Consider the following 18,230-nt stretch of genomic DNA (forward strand, 5'->3'; position numbering starts at 1 on the left):
CCCGACCTTACGACCTCAACCGCCGGCGTCCGCGGACAGGAAGGCGACAGTGTCCCCGGCCACCAGCGGCAACGACTCGTCCCGGGTGACCTGGTCGCCGTTGAGCGCGGCCACCACGTGACGGTTCAGGGCCAGCCCGGCCGAGGCGGCCGCCGCCCCGAGCGTGGCGGCCCGGACCCCACGAGGCCGATGGCCGCCGTTCCTCGCCAGCGCGCCGAAACACTCCACCGTCACCTCCGGCGGCAACCGGTCCCGGGCTTCCGCGTAGTCGTCCGGGGAGTTGACGTTCACCACGGACTCCAGCGTCGGGTCGTGCCGGCCGAGCTCGGCGTCCGCCAGCAGCTCCTCGTCGCTCAGCCGGGCCACCGCACAGTGCTTGAAGATCATGCCCGGCCGGAGGTCGCCCGCCGCCAGGAGATCGGTGATCAGTCCGGCCAGGGCGGTCCGGTAGCCGGCGGCCAGCGGCTGCCGGAAGCCCCGGGCCACCGGCAACGCGACGTCCGTTCCGGGGGGCAGGGCGCGCAGGACACGGCGGACGAAGGCCGGATGCAGGAACGGCATGTCGGTGGAGCACACGAACGCCGTCTCGGCCCGGTCGGCCACCGCCGCGAGCCCCACGGCCAGCCCCTGCATGGGGCCCAGTCCTTCCACGGGATCCTCGACCACCGAGACCCCCGAGGGCAGCGGCGGGAGCTCCTGCCCGGGGGCGGCCACCACGACGACCGGACCGTCGACCGTCCTGGCGAGAACCGCGGCGGCCCGATACAGCAAGGTCGAACCGTGCCACTCCAGCCAGGCCTTCGGCTGCCCCATCCGCGTGGAGCGCCCGCCCGCCAGGACGACGCCCGCAGCAGTCTGCATGCCCGCATGGTAGGCCACACCGTGGAACGCGCTCACGACGGGGCCGGTCGCCCAACCGGGCGGCCCGGCTCAGCGGCGGTGGCCAACGACCGCGCGTGCCGGATCCTGACGTGGACCTCGCTGCCGATCGGGGGCAGCTCGGTGGCGAGCACGTCGCCGGCGTGCAGGCAGGTCAGCGGGCCGGTGGGGGTGTCGACGTCGACACGGGTGACGCTGCCGAGCGCGACCGTCCGGCGCAACGTCCCGATCACCGGCCGTACGTCATCGGCCGGGTGGTTGTCGAAAGGATCAAGGACCAGCCGGGTGTGCTCGGGCCTGGCCACGAGGGTGTGCGCGCGGCCGGTGAGGGATGGCGGCAGGAGGTTGGTGTAGCCGAGCAGCCGGGCCGTGTCGGTGTCGCTGGGGTGGTCCAGCACCTCGGCGGTCGTGCCGTGCTGGCGGATCCGCCCGTCGATCAGCAGCGCGGTGTCCTCGGCCAGGGCGAGGGCCTCCTGCCGGTCGTGGGTGACCAGGATCGTGGCGGTGGGCCGCCCGGTCAGCGCGGCGCGCAGGTCGGCGAGCAGGTCGGCGCGGGTGGTGCCGTCCAGCCCGCTGAACGGCTCGTCGAGCAGCAGCACCCGGGGCCCGACCGCGAGCGCGCGGGTGATGCTCACCCGCTGCGCCTCGCCGATGGACAGGCTGCGGGCGTCCCGGCCGACGAGAGGTCCGAGGCCGAGCGCCTCGATCCACGGCCATGCCTCGATACGGGCCTCGCGGCGGCTCATACCGCGGAAGCGCAGTCCACTGATCACGTTGTCGGCCACCGTGCCACGGCGCAGGATCGGCCGTTGCAGCACGGCCGCGAGCGCGTGGCGCATCAGTGACCGCGTCGCGGGACGCCCGTCGAGCAAGATCTGCCCGCTGACCCGGTGGCCGCTGAGCAGGCCCAGCGCGCGCAGCAGGGTGGACTTGCCGGCGCCGTTGGGGCCCAGCACGGCCAGCGTGCGTCCCGCCGCGACGGACAACTCCGGCACGCTGAGCAGTTCCCTGCCGCCGGCGTGCACGCGCAGGTCCCGGCAGCCGATCCCGGCGCTCACGGCGTCACTCACCGTGTCACTGCCCCCCGCTGCTGGATCAGGGTCAGCGACAGGTTCACCCCGAACGCGATCAGCAGCAGGATCAGGCCGAACGCGATCGACAGCGCGAACCGGCCCTGACTGGTGGCCAGCACCGCGGCGGTGGTCAGCACCCGGGTCTGTCCTGCCAGGTTGCCCCCGACCATCTGCGCGGCCCCGACCTCACTCACCACGGCCCCGAACGCGGCCATCGCCCCGGCCAGCAGCGGCAATCTGGCCTCACCCAGCAACGCCGCGAACGCCCGGATCGGCGTCGCTCCCAGGGCCCGCATCTGCACCCGGAAGTCGGGATCGACCTGTTGCAGTGCGGCCGCGACCAGTGCGACCACGATCGGGGTGGCGATCGCCGCCTGGGCGATGATCATCGCAGTCGGGGTGTAGAGCAGGCCGAGCCCGCCCAGCGGCCCGCTGCGCCACAGCAGCACGGTGACGAACAGGCCGACCACCACCGGCGGCAGGCCCATCCCCGTGTTGGCCGCCGCCAGGACGATCCGCCGGCCCGGGAAGCGTGCCAGCGCCACGATCGCGCCCAGCGGCAAGCCCACCAGCAGGGCGATCGCGGTCGCGGTCAGCGAGATCCGCAGGGTCAGCGCGATGATCGACCAGCTGTCCTGATCCCCGGAGACCAGCAGTCCGATCGCGTCCATCAGCCCGTCGCGCAGCACGTCCATCGAGTCGTGCTCACTGACCCAGCTGGGCTTCGTCCGCGCCGGCGTCCGGGGTGAACAACGGCCGGCCGAACTTCGCTTTCCCGAACTCGCCGATGAGCCGCTGCGCGGGCGGGGCGACGATCCAGTCGGCGAACGCCTTCGCGCCGTCGGGCCGAACCCGATCGCCCGCCTTCTTGGTGATCTCGATGACGTGGTAGACGTTCAGCAGGCCCGCGTCGCCCTCGCTGAGCACTTCCAGCGCCAGGGTGCCGCGCTGGGTGAGATAGGTGGCCCGGTCCGACAGGGTGTAGGCGGCCTTCTCACTGGCGACCCGCAGGGTAGCGCCCATGCCCTGCCCGGTGGACTGATACCAGGATCCGCCCGGGGTAACCCCGGCCGTGGACCAGAGGCCCTGCTCCTTGGCGTGCGTACCCGACTCGTCGCCCCGGGAGACGAACACCGCCTCTGCGGCCGCGATCTTCTTCATCGCCTCCGCGCTGGTCGTGCCGCGTATCTCGGCCGGGTCGGCCTTGGGACCGAGCAGCACGAAGTCGTTGTGCATCACCAGCCGTCGCGAGCCGGCGCCGCCCTCGGCCACGAACTTCTCCTCCGCCGCGGGGGAATGCACCAGCAGCGCGTCCGCCTCGCCGCGACGGCCCATCTCGATGGCCTGCCCGCTGCCGACCGCCACCGTCTTGACCTGCCAGCCGCTGTCGCGGGTGAACACCGGCAGCAGCTCGTCGAGCAGCCCGCTGTCCTGGGTGCTGGTCGTGGTGGCCAGGATCAGCGACTTCTCCGCCGAGGGGGTCGACGCAGGTTCGCCGGTCCCACAGCCGGCCAGTAAGGCCACCGCTGACACGAAAACGATCACGAGCCTTCTCCGCATGGCTGTGACCCTATCTGTGCTACTTCAGAACAGTGCAAGGGTAGGTTGTGGAAACGTGACCCGATATCGGGAAATTTGCACCGACCTCGCCCAGCGGATCAGCGCGGGGACGCTCCATCCTGGAGACGAGCTGCCGGGGGTTCGCGAACTCGCGCAGCAGTGGCACACCACCGCCTCCACCGTCAGCCGGGCGCAGCGCCGGCTGGCCGACGCCGGCGTGCTCGAACTGGCCGACCGTCGCCGTGCGCGCGTGGCCCCCGGCGCCGCGCTCACCGCCCGGCGGTTCCTGCACGAGGACTCCGTCTTCACCCTCGCCGGCAGCGACGATCCCGCCCTCGACCTCCTCGCCGGCGCGCTGCACGGAAAGCTGCGCATCGTCACCCGCGAGGGCAGCGTCGCCGGCCTCGGTGCGGTGCGCCAGGGGCACGCGGACGGCGCCGCGATCCATCTGCTGCACCACACCGGCGTCTACAACGCGCCTTTCGCGCTCGGCATGCTACGCGGCCTGGAACCGCACCTGATCCACCTCTGGCGGCGCGAACAAGGGCTGATCGTGCTGCCGGGCAACCCCCACCGCATCACCGGCATCGCCGACCTCGCCGGGCGACGGATCTGCACCCGGCCTCCGGGCACCGGGACCCGCATCCTGCTGGACCGGCTGCTCCTCGACGCCGGCCACGACCCCGACAACCTCCGGGGCCCTCAGGTCGGCACCCATCTCGAGGTCGGCCTGGCGGTCGCGACCGGCACCGTCGACGCCGGCCTCGGCGTCCGCGCCGCCGCGACCGACCTGGACCTCGAATTCATCCCCCTGACCTGGGAGGACTTCGACATCGGGCTGCTCAGGAACGCCCTCGACCCGGCTGCTCATCTCATCGCCGCGCTGCGCACGCGGGCCCTGCGCGACAGGATCTCCGCGCTGGGCGGCTACGACACCTCCCGGTCCGGCGACGTCACGGAACTCCCGAAGCTCACGCGTCCCAGGTGACCGGGAGGCTCTTGACCCCGTAGATGTCGGCGGCCTCCGGGCGCAGGGCGACCTCTTCGGCGGGTACGGCCAGGCGCAGGGTGGGGAAGCGGTTGAGCAGGGCCGGGAAGGCGACCCGCATCTCGACGCGGGCCAGCTGCTGGCCCAGGCACTGGTGGATGCCGTGGCCGAAGGCCAGGTGGCCGCCGTCCTGCCTGCGCACGTTGAGCGTGTGGGGGTCGGTGAAGCGCTCGGGGTCACGGTTGGCGGTGTTGTAGGACAGGATGACCGTGGTGCCGGCCTTGATGGTCCGGCCGCCCAGCTCGACGTCCTCCAGCGCCGTCCTCATGAACATCTTGGCGACGGTCAGGTACCGCATCAGCTCCTCCACGGCCCCGTCGGTGAGCGTGGGGTCGGCGCGCAGCGCGGCCAGCTGCTCCGGGTTCTGCAGCAGGGCGAAGGTGCCCAGCGCGAGCATGTTCGCGGTCGTGTCGAACCCGGCCGACAGCAGGATCAGGGCCATCCCCTGCAGTTCCTCATCGGTGAGGTCGCTGTCGAGCAGGTCGCTGAGCACGTCGTCCGTGGGATGGGCGCGCTTGGCGGCCACCAGCTCGGCGAGGTACTGCTGAGTGGCGGTGTAGGCCGCGATCAGCTCCTCGTCGCCGACCTCTCCGCCGAGGAACTTGTCGATGTTGTCCTGGAAGGAGCCCCGGTCCTCGTACGGCACGCCCAGCAGCTCGCAGATGACGATGGCGGGGATGGGCTTGGCGAACGCGGTCACCAGGTCGGCCGACGGCCCGGCCTTCTCCATGGCGTCCAGGTGCTCGGCGGTGACCTGCTCGACGCGCTCGGTCAGCAGCCGCATCCGCCGTACGGTGAACTTGCCCACCAGCGGTTTGCGGTAGCGGCTGTGCTCGGGGTCGTCCATCAGCAGGAACTCACCGGGCGGCGCCGGCGGGACCTCGAAGTCGCCCATGTCGATGGTCGGGTGATGGCGCATGAACTCCTTGCGGGAGCTGAACCGCGGGTCGGCCAGGACCGACCGGACCAGGTCGTAGCCGGTGACCAGCCAGCCCTGGTGCCCGTCCGGGAAGGGATAGCGGCTGATCGGGCCGTGCTCGCGCGCCTCGATCAGCTCCTTGGGCGGGTCGAAGGGACAGCCGGACTGACGCGCGGTCGGCATTGTCGTGACGGTGTGTTCCATGGTCACTCCCCTGGGTTCCATTCGCGGTGGTTCGTTGGCATTCACCATCGCCGGTCGCCCTGACACCGGGCTGTTACCGCGCTGACACGACGACGGCCCGGCGTTGAGCGCGAAACGCGGGCAGTCGCGGCTGGTCATCACTATTCGGCACAATTGCCCCTGTGCGAGTTGGATTGCTGGGACCGTTCGAGGTCCGGAACCCCGATGGGGCCGTAGTGGAGGTTCCGGGGGTTCGATTGCGCGCGCTGCTCGCCGCACTCGCCCTCGAACCGGGCCGAAGCGTCACGCGGGCGAGGCTGGTGGACTGGATCTGGGGGCAACAGCCGCCCGCGGACGAGGTGAATGCCTTGCAGGCGTTGGTGTCCAGGCTGCGCAGGGTGTTGCCGGACGGTGTGATCGAGGCGGACTCCGGCGGGTACCGGCTGGCCGTGGCTCCCGACGCCGTGGACGTGTACCGGTTCGAGCACCTGGTGGGTCAGGCCCGGACCGCCGAGCCTGCGGCGCGGGCCGATCTGCTGCGCTCGGCCCTGGCATTGTGGCGCGGCACGGCCATGGCGGACATCGCACAGCGCGACAGCGAGGCCTTCGACGCCACCGTCGCGCGGCTGGACGAGCTGCACGTCGCCGCGCTCGGGGATCGGGTGGACGCGGATATCCGCCTCGGCCGCGGCTCGGAACTGGTGTCCGAGCTGACCGAGCTGGTCGCCACGTACCCGCTGCGGGAGGGTTTCGTGGCGGCCCTGATGCGAGCGCTCGCCGAGGCGGGGCGTGGCAACGAGGCGTTGACCCTCTACCAGCGGACGCGCGAGCTGCTCGCCGAGGAGCTGGGCGCCGATCCGTCGGCCGAGCTCTCCGCGCTGCACACCGCGTTGCTCCGTGGCGAGCTCGGCGAGCGGGCGGAGAGCCGCAGGACGAACCTGCGCGCCGAGCTGACGAGTTTCGTCGGCAAGGACGGCGACGTCGGCGCGGTCGCCGGTCTGGTCATCAATCACCGGCTGGTCACCTTGACGGGAGGGGGTGGCTCCGGCAAGACCAGGCTGGCCGCGGAGGCCGCGCGGACGATGCTCACCGAGCTGCCGGACGGGGCGTGGCTGGTCGAGCTGGCCTCGGTGCAGGCGGGCGGTGAGCCGGCGCAGGCCGCACTCACCGCGCTCGGCCTGCGTGACCAGCCGTTGCTCGGTGACGCGCGGGGCGGGGAGCCGATGGACCGGCTCATCGCCGCCGTCCGGGAGCGGTCGATCCTGCTGATCCTGGACAACTGCGAGCATCTGGTCGAGGCGGCCGCGGCTTTCGCGGATCGGCTTCTGGGCGAGTGCCGTAGCCTGCGCATCCTGGCCACGAGCAGGGAACCGCTCGGCATCACCGGGGAGGTGCTGTGGCAGGTCGAGCCGCTCGGGCTGCCCGCGAAGGAAGCGGACCCCGCCGACGCCGGGTCCTCGCCCGCGGTGCGACTGCTGCGGGACCGCGCGGACATGGTACGCAAGGACATCGGCTCCGACGCGGACACCTTGTCGGCCATGGCGCGGATCTGCCGGGCGCTCGACGGGATGCCGCTGGCGATCGAACTGGCCGCGGCACGGCTGCGCACCATGTCCGTCGATCAGCTGGCCCGCCGGCTCGATGACCGGTTCCGGCTGCTGACCGGCGGCAGCCGTACGGCACTGCCCCGGCACAAGACGCTGCGCGCGGTCGTGGACTGGAGCTGGGATCTGCTGTCCGAGGCCGAACGCGGCGTGCTGCGGCGGCTCTCGGTGTTCTCCGGCGGGGTGAGCCTGGAGGCGGCCGAACAGGTCTGCGGGGACGAGGCGTTCGCCGGGGAGCAGGTGCTCGACCTGCTGACCGCGTTGATCGAGAAGTCGCTGCTGCTCGCCGACGGCGAGGGCACGCCCCGCTACCGGATGCTCAACACCATCAGGGAGTACGCGGCCTACCGGCTCGCCGAGGCCGGGGAAGAGGAGCCGGCCCGCCGGGCGCACCTCGCCTACTTCGTCGAGCTGGCGGAGACGGCCGAGCCGTACCTGCGCCGGGCCGAGCAGCTGGAGTGGCTGGCCACGCTCTCGGCCGAGCACGACAACATCGGTGCGGCCCTGCGCGGGGCGATCGCCGAGGGATGGGCCGAGGAGGCGATGCGGCTGGTCGGGGCGGCGGGCTGGTACTGGTTCCTGAGCGGGCACCGGGCCGAGGGCACCGAGTTGAGCATCGCGGCGGCCTCGCTGAAGGGTGAGGTGCCCGATGAGGTGCGGGCGATGGCGTACACCATCGTGACGGTGTTCATGACCTCCGGGCCCGGCCGCGATCAGTATCAGGCGCAGGAGTGGATCATCGAGGCGCACCGGTTCGTCCAGCGCAGCGGGTATCGCCACCCGATGCTCGGGTTCGTCGCGCTGTGGGAGCGGATGCTGCGGGAGCCAACGGACTTCCTGCCCGTGTTCGAACCGCTCATCGCCGACGACGACACCTGGGTACGCGCGCAGGCCCGGCTCAGTCGTGGCCGGCTGCGGCTCACACTCGGCGGCGACGAGACCGACGTGGACGCCGACATCGAGATCGCCCTCGCCGAGTTCCGCACGCTGGGTGACCGGTGGGGGATCTCGTCGGCACTGGCCTTCCTGGCCGATCGGCTCGCCATGCGCGGCGAGCTCGCCCGCGCGTGCGAGCACTACGAAGAGGCGGCCACGGCGCTGGTCGAGGTGGGCGCGAGCGAGGACGCCATCTCCCTGCGGGCGCGGCAGGCGCAGCTGTACTGGCTGCTCGGTGATGAGCGAGCCAGCACCGAGGCCATGGCCGAGGCGCAGCGGTGCGCGGACGGGATCACCTGGCCGGACACGCTCGCCGAGCTGGTGGTCGCGAAGGCGCAGCTGGCGCGCCGGCGCGGCGAGCCGGACCAGGCACACCAGCACCTGGCCACGGTGCGGGCGATGCTGGGCGAGGAGGGAATGAGTGACTTGTCCCGGGCCAGGGCCATGGACCTGTACGGATACCTCGCCGAGGATCTCGACCAGGCCCGCGCGCACCGGACCGAGGCGTTCCGCGCGGCCGTGGAGATGACGTATCCGCCGCTGATCGCCGAGATGTTGATCGGCATCGCGGATCTCGCGCTGCGCCAGGGACAGGACGAGCAGGCCGTACGATTGCTGGCGGCGAGCGACAGCGTGCGCGGCACACCGGACCGTTCGCACCCGGACGCTTCCAGGATCGCCGCGGACGCGCGGAAGCGCCTCGGCGAAACCGCGTTCACCGAGGCGACCCGTGCCGGGCAGCGGCAGGATTGGCGCGAGCTGGCCGAGATCACCCTCGCTTCGTGAACGGCATCGATACCATGCACGCGCAGTCGAAGGGGCACGGATGGCCAGGCGGCAGGCCCGATTCACCGCACAGGAAATGGCGGACGATCCCCGGCTGCGGGACCACTCCCCCGATCTCTGGAGAGAAGATCTGGGGAAGGTGCAGCGCGGCCTGCTGTCGTCGGCGGTGCGCTGCTTCGCCGCGAACGGGTTCCACGCCACGACCACGCGCGACATCGCCGAGGGCGTCGGGCTCAGCCCGGCTGCCCTCTACGTCCACTTCCCCTCGAAGGAACTGGTCCTGTTCGAGATCATCCGGGTCGGCCACGAGCGAGTCCTGGCGCACGTCCGGGACCCGGCCATCCTGGCCGTGGAGAGCTCGGCGGATCGGCTGCGCGCCATCGTCTCGGCGTACACCGTGTGGCATGCCCGCCACCACGTGGCCGCGCGGGTCTGCCAGATGGCGCTGAACGGTCTCACGGCCGAGCACTACGGCGAGATCGTGGAGCTGCGCCACCAGACCAACGGGTACATCCGCGGCGTGGTCGGGCGCGGGGTCGCCGACGGGTCGTTCGCGCAGGTCGACGTCGCGCGGGTCACGCGCGCGATGCTCTCGTTGAGCATCGACCTGGTCCGCTGGTACCGGCTCGACGGTTCCGACTCGCCGGAGGAGCTCGGTGAGTTCTACGCCGGCCTGGCGCTCAAGCTGGTCGCCCGGTAGGCCGCGCCGCGCGTCCTGAATTGCCGGTTGACAAGTGACCTTCCGTAACTGACTATGCGCTTAGTAACTCGAATGGACTCCCGCCCGTTGTGGCACTGGAGGCTCCGCCACGGGCCTGACCGACGAGTTCCGTTCCCCACGCATGGGAGTCGCACATGCCCCTTCCCCTTCGCAGACACGCTGTCTTCCCGATCCTGCTGGCGTCGCTCTTGGCCATCTCTCTGGCGCCGGCGGCGTCGCCCGCGCAGGCGGACACCCGCTGCCCCCGCATGGACAGGGTCGACGTCCCGCGAGCGCAGCATCAGGTCGCCGCCTGCCTGGACGATCTGACCACCGCCGGCACGGTCGCCTCGGGGCACACCGACGCCGCCGACTGGGCGGGACTGCATTCGGCGGCCACCCGCAACCCGAGCGGAGTGCCGGGGATCCAGATCGACGGCTACTTCCAGGACACCTCCACGTCCAACCCCACGCACGGCTGGAACCACGACGCCCAGTTCGTGATCCGGCTGCCGAAGAAGTGGAACGGCGGCCTGGTGGTCGCGGGGGCGCCGGGGAACCGCCGCCAGTACGCCAACGACTTCACGATCTCCGACTGGGTGCTGGCCAAGGGCTATGCCTACGCCTCAACAGACAAGGGCAACGGCGGCCTGGAGTTCTACAAGGACGGCAGGCGCCCCGGCGACGCCATCGTCGAGTGGTACGACCGGATGACGCAGGTCACCATCGCCGCCAAGGCGACCGTCGCCCGCCACTACCGCACCGCACCGCGCAGAACGTACGCGATGGGCATCTCCAACGGCGGCCAGCTGGTGCGCTGGGCGCTGGAGAACCACCCCGAGCTGTACGACGGCGGCGTCGACTCCGAAGGCACGCTCTGGCCTCCTGACAACCGCTCGAACGCGCTGGTCTACCTGCCGGTGGCCCTGCGCAACTACCCCAAGTACGCGGCGACCGGAGACCCCGAAGCGCACGCCGCGATGCTGCGGGCGGGCTTCGCCCCGGGCTCGGAGTTCCTGTGGGACTTCAACTACCGCGTTCTCTGGGACGGCACGCAACGCAGAGTCCGTGAGGAACTCGACCCGGACTACGACGGCGACCTGGAAGCGGGCATCCCGTTCTGTCAGAGCGGCACGCCCAACTGCGACACCGACTACGACTACTACGCGCGCCCGAGGAGCGTGCACCAGGCGGTGCGGCGGGCATCGCTGACCGGCGACATCGGCAAGCCGCTGATCACCGTGCATGGGACGCTGGACACCCTGCTGCCGATCAAGGTGCACGGCGACGCGTACGCCTCACTGGTGCGTTCGGAGGGGAAGGCCTCGCGGCACCGCTACTACAGGATCGACGGCGCCTCCCACCTCGACATCGAGTACGACGCGTTCCCGGACAGGATGCGGCCCCTGCTCCCCTGCATGCGGACGGCGTTCGAAGCCCTCGAACGCTGGACGGCCGCGGGCGGCGGCCACCAGCCCCCACGCAGCGCCACCATCCCCCGCCAGACCTCCGGTGACGTGGTCAACACCTGCTCCCTCAACTGACCGGAGCGGGACCCTCACCTCGACGGTCCGCGCCGTTCCCCCAGCTCTGGGACAGGGTCAGCAGGTCGTCCAGATTCCTCCCGGGCGTAAGCCCGGGGTTCCACACCAGATCACGCCGAACCCCTGAAGCGTTCTGGCCGCGAGCGGCGAAATCCCCGACCCGAAGGTGGGCAGGACGGGACGGGCCAAGATCTGCGACATCGCAAACTGCTGAGTCCATGAGCGGAACCAGGGCTCGCCCCCGAAGCCGTTGCCGCCGATTGTCACCATTCTGAGCACCGGAAACCACCCACCCGCGTGCTCTTCGTGCCGCCTCCGGCAGTCCTGCCGGGGGCGGCACGAGGTCGCATCAGGCGACGGCGGTCCCCTCAAGCTCGACCATCAGATCGGGCATCGCCAGCCGTGCCACCCCGAGCATCGTGGTGGCCGACGCCACCCCGGCGGCGCCCAACCGCGACGCCAGCACGCCGTAGTGCTGGAGAAGCCGATCGACGTCGGTGGCGTAGACGTTGAGCCGGACGAGGTTCGCGAGGGTCATGCCGGCCTCGCCGAGCACGGCCTCCAGGTTGTCGAGGCTCAGCGCCAACTGCGCCGCCATGTCATCGGCATGCTGGGGCTTGCCGTCGCCGCTCATCGCGGTCTGCCCGGCGCAGTACAAGGTCCGGGTGTGCCCGGAGACGATCTCACCCTGGTTGTACCCGAACTCCACCGACCACGCCCACGGGTTGACCGTCGTTCGCTCCATTGCCACATCAGCTCCATTCGCTTCGTCGACATCACGTACGTCCATCGGCTCGGTAGCCGCCTTGGCCGTGTTGATGAGCCTGCCAACAAATCACGACATCCTGTGTCGTGTATCTCGGTAGGGTTCTCGTATGCGTGCCGACCGGTTGGTCTCGCTGGTGCTGCTGCTGCGGCAGCACGGTCGGCTGTCCGCGACCACGCTGGCCCGCGAGCTGGAGGTGTCCACCCGCACCGTGCTGCGCGACATCGAGGCGCTGTCCGCAGCCGGCGTCCCGGTCTACGCCGAACGCGGCCGGCACGGCGGTTTCGCGTTGCTGCCCGGTTTCCGGACCGAGCTCACCGGACTCAACCACGACGAGGCCCTCGCCCTGCTGGTCGCCGGATCGCGGCGCGGCGCGCAGGCGTTCGGCCTCGGCTCGGCGCTCGCCTCGGCGATGCTCAAGGTGGTGGACGCGCTGCCCGAGAGCTATCGAGACACCGCCGCCGGCGCGGCCGAGCGACTGCTCATCGACCCGGAGACCGACCTCCTCTCGCGCCGGCTGGTCACCGAGGAGGCGCCTGACACCGTAACGGCCGAGGTCCTGCGCGCGGTGTTCGCCGGACACAAGCTGCGCATCCACTACGCGGCTGTGAACCAGGCCCCGAAATGGCGCACGGTCGACCCGATCGGCCTGGTCACCGTACGCGATCGGGGCTATTTGCTGGCCACGAGGTCCGGCGAGGACCGCACCTACCGGCTGTCCCGGATCCTGGCCGCCGAGGAACTCGCCGAACCCGCACAGCGACCGGACCGGGTCGACCTGGACCGGGCCTGGCAGGAACGCAGCACGCAGTTCCGGGCCGGGGGCGACCAGGTCACCGTGCTGGTACGGATGAACCCGGCGCGGCGGGAGGACCTGGTGGGCACCGCGCTGGCCGTCCTCGCCGAAGAAACCGACCCAGACGGCTGGCTACGACTGGAGGTGACCTTCCAAGATCCGAGACACGCCGAATGGGCACTGTGGCAGCTCACCACGAACGCGGAAGCCCTGGCCCCGCAGTGGTTGCGCACCTCACTGCGCAACCGCGCCGCCGCCATCGCCAGCCGCTACGGAGCGCCATCCTGAGAGTCGTCACCTCCTCCAGGCCGCCTTGACTCACCCCGTGAGAGGCTGCGCCCTGTGGCTCAACGCTCTGAGGCGTTTATCCCGACGGACAAGCTGAGCGCACTTCGCCTTGGCAGATCTCTCGTCGCCGAAGTCGAGGCGGGCCGGCCAGAGTGTCGAGCCTGGATCGAGATCAGGCCGCTGCGAACTGACGCCGACGAAGCTGACCTCCTAGCCCTGATCCAACTGGACGGCAGTGGCATTCGGATGACAACGCGAACAAATCCGCAAGATGTCCGACCGGCCGCGATGAGCGACGTGAATCGCAGCCCGCTGGTGCGCGCGGTCCGGCTCGTCAGGAACCGGCCGGGCAGAATTCGGCGGCGAGCGCGTCGGTGAAGACGCTGAGCGGGGCCCAGTCGCCGCGGCAGGACCCGCCCGCCGAACAGGGCCGCGAAGAACCGGTTGAGGTCGGTGGCGGTGGAGATGATGCCGCCGGCGGACCAGGCGAAGGACTGGTTCATCTGGGTGGCGTCGTAGATGGTGGGCTGGGGGTCGCGGGAGAACAGGATGGAGTAGTGCACCGGGTGCGGGCCGCGGATCTTGGAGGCGGTGCCGGGCAGGGAGGTGCCGGTCAGGCGCAGGGGGCGGATGACGTTGCGGATCAGTTCCTGTTCGAACGTCTTGCCTGTCGCCATTTCGACGATCATCGCGGCGAGGATGTAGTTGGTGTTGGAGTACTTGAAACGCTGGCCCGGCTCGCCGGTGGGCGGGTGGGCCAGGGCGATCTTCACCAGCTGCCGGGGGGTGTAGGTGTCGTTGCGGTGCTCGAACCACTCGGGACCGACGCCCGTGGCGAAGAATGGCCCGGCGGCCCAGTCGGCATGGCCGAACCCTTCCGCAGGAACGAACTCGTCGAACGTACTCACGACGAGCTCCGACCACAGCCTTCCCACCGCGTCCCAAAGATGCCGCTAGCCGATGGCCTTAGGAACGGTATAACCGCGATCGAAGTCTTTCCTGCCGACCAGTCGCACCGTAAGAATGTCGCTGAGCCTGCGGAGGGCGTCGTCCCCGACATAAGGGTCGTATCGAATTGTGAGTGCATCCGCCAAGTCCCTGAAGCCGCTCGGGTCCACAATGAACCTGGTCTCAATCGGAATCCTGTGGATCTGCGGGTGCTCCCCGAAAATGTTCGCGAGCTGCGATGTTCCCGACCGACCGGTGCCAGCGACGAAGATCGGCAACGGACAAGCCATGGCGACGTACTCCACCCGCGACTCGCCGATGTGTCAAGTGAATCGCCGCTGGAGCGCGCCACCAAACCCCCCAAGGTAAGGAACGGAGTCCAACGTGACGAGCGAACCACGCGCCATGACGCGCGACGACCGCAAGGTCCTCGCCAGCACCCTGGCCGGCACCACCGTCGAGTGGTACGACTTCTTCATCTACGCCCAAGCCGCCGGCCTGGTGTTCGGCCCGCTCTTCCTGGCCCCGGTGAACGAGCAGGCCCCCGGCCTGGCCACACTCATCTCGCTGGCCACGATCGGCATCAGCTTCCTGTTCCGGCCGCTCGGCGCGATCATCGCCGGCCGGTACGGCGACCGGCTGGGCCGCAAGCGCATGCTCGTGCTGACCCTGCTCCTCATGGGCGCGGCCACCACCCTCATCGGCCTGCTGCCCACCTACGGGTCGATCGGCGTGGCCGCGCCCATCGCCCTCATCCTCCTGCGCATCCTGCAGGGCTTCTCCGCAGGTGGCGAATGGGGCGGCGCCGCCCTGCTGGCGGTAGAGCACGCGCCCCGCGAGCGCCGCGGATGGTGGGGCGCCTTTCCCCAGATCGGCGTGCCGATCGGCCTCATCCTGGCGACCGGCGTCCTGTGGATCATGAGCACGGTGACCACCCCGGAGCAGTTCCTGGCGTGGGGCTGGCGGGTGCCGTTCCTGCTCTCCCTGACCCTGATCATCATCGGCTACCTCGTACGGCGAGCCGTCGAGGAAAGCCCCGTGTTCAAGGAGCTGCAGCAGCGCACCAAGACGTCCTCCGCGCCACTGCGCGACCTGTTCCGCCAGAACAGCAAGAACGTGATGCTCACCGCGCTGATCTTCGTGGCCAACAACGCCGCCGGCTACCTCCTCATCGCCTACTTCATCAGCTACGGCACCACCACACTGGGCCTGTCGCGGCCGCCGGTCCTGCTCGCCACCGTCGCCGGGTCGGTCGGCTGGCTGATTTTCACCCTGTACGGAGGAGCGCTGTCCGACCGCATCGGCCGCGTCCGCACCTTCCAGATCGGCTACGCCCTCGTGTTCGTCTGGATGATCCCGCTCTTCCTGCTCATGCAGACCCGCAGCATCTGGCTCTTCGCTGCCGCGATCATCGTCCTGACCATCGGCCTGGGCCTGTCGTACGGGCCCATGTCGGCCATGTACGCCGAGATGTTCCCCGTCTCGGTCCGCTACTCCGGCGCGGCCATCGGCTACGCGCTCGGCGCCATCCTGGGCGGAGCCTTCGCCCCCACGATCGCCCAGGCGCTGGTGCAGAGCACCGGATCCGCCTTGTCCGTCGGCGCCTACATCATGGTGCTCTGCGTGATCTCCCTGGCGGCCGTCACGGCGGTCAAGGAGCCGAAGGGCATCGACCTGGGTCTCACCCAACAGCAGATCGTCTGACGACGCCGCCGGCGCACCAGCTTGCGGTACGCCATATCGCCCAGCCCCACAGCCGCCACCTGGACGACCCTCGCTCCGAAGACCCAGGCTGAACCAGGGTAAGATCTCCTGGCACCATGCCATGATCTGCGTCACCCCGGCAAGGGCAAGGTGGCCGTTCACAACAGCGAGTTCGCAGCGTCCCAGACCTCGTGCAGGATGGCGGCCGAGAGGGCACCGACCCACGAGGCGGCCATGCTGACCTCGTCCGGCCGCCAAGGCGAGCCGGTCCATCGCGGCGACGGCGTCAGGGACCGGGCGAGGGGTCATCGGCTCGCCGTACCGATGTGCCGGACGAACCGACCGGAGACTCTTCAGGCGGCGACATCCGCGCTCCGCGCCAGCTGATCATGATGGGTGGTCTCGACTCACTTTTGAGCAGTGCGATCGCACTGATGGTGCCCCACCCGCTGACTCATTCTGACGATCAGCTGGGTTGCCGGCGCATCTGGCCGCTGATCGTCGTCACCCCCCAACTCCTTCAGCATCACTGCAAAGACAGGCGCCCCCGGCACAGGGGTTCCGCCCGAAGTCATCTCTCGATGCCGGGTGACCAGGCGTATTCCCGGCGTATTCCACGCTGCTGCCGGCGCGTGCAACGATCACTCCGGTGAACCTCGGGCCGCCGGGATCGCTCATGTCAGAAGCCTCGTCGGAGGCCGTATTCCATCCCCTGGCACCAGGCGCTCCGGCGGGCTGATCTTCGTCCGAGAGAAGGAAGAACGATGAACCCGCTCAAAACGGTCACCGTCGGCGTCGCTGTCGCGGTGGCGAGCGTCATTCTCGCGCAACCGGCCTTGGCGGCGAGTTTTCAACGGGACGTCGGCGACGGGATCGTCCGCTACGCCGACCCCACGAACGAGCTGTGCGTCCGGGCCGATGACACCACCGGAACAGCCTGGGTGGAGGTCACCCTGACCCGCCCGGGTGTGATCGGAAAGCCCATCGTCATCAGAGACGACAACATCCGCCACCCCGGCGCCACCTGCGCGGTGCTCCCCGCCTTCGACAACGTCACCTACCGGGCCGATTACGAGAGCTACTGGAGCGGGCGAGGCACCGTCCTGCGCGGGACGTTCACCTTCCAGGCCTGACGCTCAGGCAGGGCCACCGCACCATCGATCGCCGCTCTTCGTCGCGATCCGCCACGAGGCGATACCTCGCACCTCTCCCCCCGCCGGCCACGCGGGAGCGCTGAAGCGCACGCCCCAAGGCCAACCGAACCAACCGAGACATCTCTTGCTGGAGGACTGTTGAAGACACGCATTCTGGGCGCCGCGCTGGGAATCGCAGTATTGAGCGGGCTGCTGGTGGCAAGCCCGGCGCAGGCGACAGACGGAGTGTCCTCCGCCCGCGTGGACTACGGGTCCGGCGCCGGGTCCGTCCGGGCGACCGTCGACTTCGTCAGCCGGACGAAGGTCGTCTTTCGGGACTTCACGGTGCGTGACATCTGTCCCGGCGACAACCTTCCGGTGAAGGCCCGGTTTATGTGGACGCACACCGACGGAACCGGCGGGACCGCCGCCTGGAAGGCGGACACCAACGGCTGCGGCGGCGACGGCACCAACTTCGGAGACTTCATCCGCACCGGCTCCAAGTCCATCTCGAGGATCAACCTGGAGGTGTGCGTCTACAACCGATCAAACGGGGAACTGAGTTGCGCCTACAGCGGGCCCCGAGACAACCAGTACACCTGAGCCGCTGACGCTCAGGCTTTCAGCTGGTCGGCGTACCAGGACTTGATGACGTTGCCGATGATGGTCAGGCGTTCGTCGAAGGGGATGAAGGCGGACTTCATCGCGTTGATGGCGAACTAGCGGAAGTCGGGCAGGCCGTAGCCGAAGGCGTCGGCGGGCAGGGCGAGGTCGCGGGTCATCGAGGTGCCGCTCATCAGGCGATTGCCGGTACTCGAAGGCGTCCAGGTGCCGGGTGGGCGGGTAGCCCGCCTCGGCGCCGGCGATGTCGAAGCCGACCACCCCGGCGTCGCGGTCGGAGATCGCCGGGGTGGCGATCTCCATCGACCGGACCCGGTGCCGTATCGCGGTCAGCTGCGACGTCCTGTGCGCCATGCTCCGCACCAACACCCCCTACCGACCACCCACGCTCCGCGCGGCTTGACCAACCCCATAGGGGCACCCCCGGACACCTCCACTCAACCGCCGACGTAGTGGAAGCCTGGCTTCGGGTGCATCAGGAAGTCGTGGTGTGAGATGTTCCATGCGTAGGCGCCGGCCATGAGGAACTCCACCACATCGCCCGTCTTCAGGCTCACCGGCACGTGCCGCGCCATGGTGTCCTTCGGTGTGCAGAGCATGACAGGCGGGATGATCGGCTTCCGCCTCAGCCGCCTACGGCTCCGCTCTCAGCCCAGTGATCAGGCGGCAGCCGGAGTGCCCACCTGAGGCTTCTCGTCGCCCATCGGTCGCCTGGCCCCTCCGGCCCGGCCGCACGCCCTCG

The 18,230-nt window shown here is 70.0% G+C and carries 17 protein-coding genes and 1 pseudogene; 8 read left to right on the plus strand and 10 right to left on the minus strand.

Annotation, left to right across the window (positions count from 1 at the left end):
- Nucleotides 1-15: 15 nt before the first annotated feature.
- Genes ACIBQX_RS33100 through ACIBQX_RS33115 form a run of 4 tightly spaced genes read right to left on the minus strand, consistent with a single transcriptional unit; the run spans nucleotide 16 to nucleotide 3,512 of the window.
- Nucleotides 16-861 carry an NTP transferase domain-containing protein gene (locus ACIBQX_RS33100; protein ID WP_397011484.1) on the minus strand — a complete coding sequence of 282 codons (846 nt, stop codon included), beginning with the start codon at nucleotides 859-861 and terminating at the stop codon, nucleotides 16-18.
- A 32-nt stretch (nucleotides 862-893) separates the two neighbouring features.
- Nucleotides 894-1,949 (minus strand): ABC transporter ATP-binding protein, encoded by a 1,056-nt coding sequence (locus ACIBQX_RS33105; protein WP_397011486.1) that lies wholly within the window; start codon nucleotides 1,947-1,949, stop codon nucleotides 894-896.
- Nucleotides 1,946-2,647: an ABC transporter permease gene (locus tag ACIBQX_RS33110; RefSeq protein ID WP_397011488.1), complete on the minus strand. Its 702-nt coding sequence runs from the start codon at nucleotides 2,645-2,647 to the stop codon at nucleotides 1,946-1,948. The genes ACIBQX_RS33105 and ACIBQX_RS33110 overlap by 4 nt, the downstream gene beginning before the upstream one ends.
- Nucleotides 2,648-2,657: 10 nt before the next feature.
- Entirely contained in the window at nucleotides 2,658-3,512 is an 855-nt protein-coding gene (locus ACIBQX_RS33115) for a substrate-binding domain-containing protein (RefSeq protein WP_397011490.1), read from the minus strand.
- 55 nt (nucleotides 3,513-3,567) lie between these two features.
- Here ACIBQX_RS33115 and ACIBQX_RS33120 point away from each other — a divergent pair, with 55 nt between their 5' ends.
- Nucleotides 3,568-4,500 carry a substrate-binding domain-containing protein gene (locus ACIBQX_RS33120; RefSeq protein WP_397011492.1) on the plus strand — a complete coding sequence of 311 codons (933 nt, stop codon included), beginning with the start codon at nucleotides 3,568-3,570 and terminating at the stop codon, nucleotides 4,498-4,500.
- Here the strand turns inward: ACIBQX_RS33120 and ACIBQX_RS33125 are convergent.
- Entirely contained in the window at nucleotides 4,484-5,683 is a 1,200-nt protein-coding gene (locus tag ACIBQX_RS33125) for a cytochrome P450 (protein ID WP_397011494.1), read from the minus strand. The two genes, ACIBQX_RS33120 and ACIBQX_RS33125, sit on opposite strands and share 17 nt — an antisense overlap.
- A gap of 236 nt (nucleotides 5,684-5,919) precedes the next feature.
- On the opposite strand from ACIBQX_RS33125, the gene ACIBQX_RS33130 reads away from it, so the two are divergent.
- The 3 genes from ACIBQX_RS33130 to ACIBQX_RS33140 all read left to right on the plus strand — a co-directional run bounded on the left by ACIBQX_RS33130 (nucleotide 5,920) and on the right by ACIBQX_RS33140 (nucleotide 11,232).
- Nucleotides 5,920-8,988: a BTAD domain-containing putative transcriptional regulator gene (locus ACIBQX_RS33130; RefSeq protein ID WP_397011496.1), complete on the plus strand. Its 3,069-nt coding sequence runs from the start codon at nucleotides 5,920-5,922 to the stop codon at nucleotides 8,986-8,988.
- A 40-nt stretch (nucleotides 8,989-9,028) separates the two neighbouring features.
- Entirely contained in the window at nucleotides 9,029-9,688 is a 660-nt protein-coding gene (locus ACIBQX_RS33135) for a TetR/AcrR family transcriptional regulator (RefSeq protein WP_397011498.1), read from the plus strand.
- Between the two features lie 155 nt (nucleotides 9,689-9,843).
- On the plus strand, nucleotides 9,844-11,232 hold the full coding sequence (locus tag ACIBQX_RS33140) for a tannase/feruloyl esterase family alpha/beta hydrolase (protein WP_397011500.1): 1,389 nt from the start codon (nucleotides 9,844-9,846) through the stop codon (nucleotides 11,230-11,232).
- 349 nt (nucleotides 11,233-11,581) lie between these two features.
- Here ACIBQX_RS33140 and ACIBQX_RS33145 read toward each other — a convergent pair whose 3' ends face one another.
- Nucleotides 11,582-11,977 (minus strand): RidA family protein, encoded by a 396-nt coding sequence (locus ACIBQX_RS33145; protein ID WP_397011549.1) that lies wholly within the window; start codon nucleotides 11,975-11,977, stop codon nucleotides 11,582-11,584.
- A 130-nt stretch (nucleotides 11,978-12,107) separates the two neighbouring features.
- On the opposite strand from ACIBQX_RS33145, the gene ACIBQX_RS33150 reads away from it, so the two are divergent.
- Nucleotides 12,108-13,082 (plus strand): helix-turn-helix transcriptional regulator, encoded by a 975-nt coding sequence (locus ACIBQX_RS33150; RefSeq protein ID WP_397011502.1) that lies wholly within the window; start codon nucleotides 12,108-12,110, stop codon nucleotides 13,080-13,082.
- 59 nt (nucleotides 13,083-13,141) lie between these two features.
- Here the strand turns inward: ACIBQX_RS33150 and ACIBQX_RS33155 are convergent, their stop codons facing one another.
- Nucleotides 13,142-13,990: a serine hydrolase domain-containing protein gene (locus ACIBQX_RS33155; protein WP_397011504.1), complete on the minus strand. Its 849-nt coding sequence runs from the start codon at nucleotides 13,988-13,990 to the stop codon at nucleotides 13,142-13,144.
- 45 nt (nucleotides 13,991-14,035) lie between these two features.
- Nucleotides 14,036-14,335 (minus strand): sulfotransferase, encoded by a 300-nt coding sequence (locus ACIBQX_RS33160; protein ID WP_397011506.1) that lies wholly within the window; start codon nucleotides 14,333-14,335, stop codon nucleotides 14,036-14,038.
- A 100-nt stretch (nucleotides 14,336-14,435) separates the two neighbouring features.
- On the opposite strand from ACIBQX_RS33160, the gene ACIBQX_RS33165 reads away from it, so the two are divergent.
- The 3 genes from ACIBQX_RS33165 (at nucleotide 14,436) to ACIBQX_RS33175 (ending at nucleotide 17,470) form a co-directional block, all read left to right on the plus strand.
- Nucleotides 14,436-15,734, plus strand: a complete 1,299-nt coding sequence (locus ACIBQX_RS33165) for an MFS transporter (protein ID WP_397011551.1) — start codon at nucleotides 14,436-14,438, stop codon at nucleotides 15,732-15,734.
- 764 nt (nucleotides 15,735-16,498) lie between these two features.
- Nucleotides 16,499-16,867: a hypothetical protein gene (locus ACIBQX_RS33170; RefSeq protein WP_397011508.1), complete on the plus strand. Its 369-nt coding sequence runs from the start codon at nucleotides 16,499-16,501 to the stop codon at nucleotides 16,865-16,867.
- A gap of 159 nt (nucleotides 16,868-17,026) precedes the next feature.
- Nucleotides 17,027-17,470, plus strand: coding sequence for a hypothetical protein (locus ACIBQX_RS33175; protein WP_397011510.1), 444 nt, complete (start codon nucleotides 17,027-17,029; stop codon nucleotides 17,468-17,470).
- An 11-nt stretch (nucleotides 17,471-17,481) separates the two neighbouring features.
- Here the strand turns inward: ACIBQX_RS33175 and ACIBQX_RS33180 are convergent.
- Together ACIBQX_RS33180 and ACIBQX_RS33185 are read right to left on the minus strand one after the other, a co-directional pair.
- A pseudogene (locus tag ACIBQX_RS33180) lies at nucleotides 17,482-17,833 on the minus strand (hypothetical protein); the annotation flags it as partial.
- A 92-nt stretch (nucleotides 17,834-17,925) separates the two neighbouring features.
- Entirely contained in the window at nucleotides 17,926-18,087 is a 162-nt protein-coding gene (locus ACIBQX_RS33185; RefSeq protein WP_397011512.1) for a hypothetical protein, read from the minus strand.
- Nucleotides 18,088-18,230 lie beyond the last annotated feature (143 nt).

The sequence above is a fragment of the Nonomuraea sp. NPDC049714 genome (assembly GCF_044465295.1).
In the GTDB taxonomy this organism is placed as follows: Bacteria; Actinomycetota; Actinomycetes; order Streptosporangiales; family Streptosporangiaceae; genus Nonomuraea.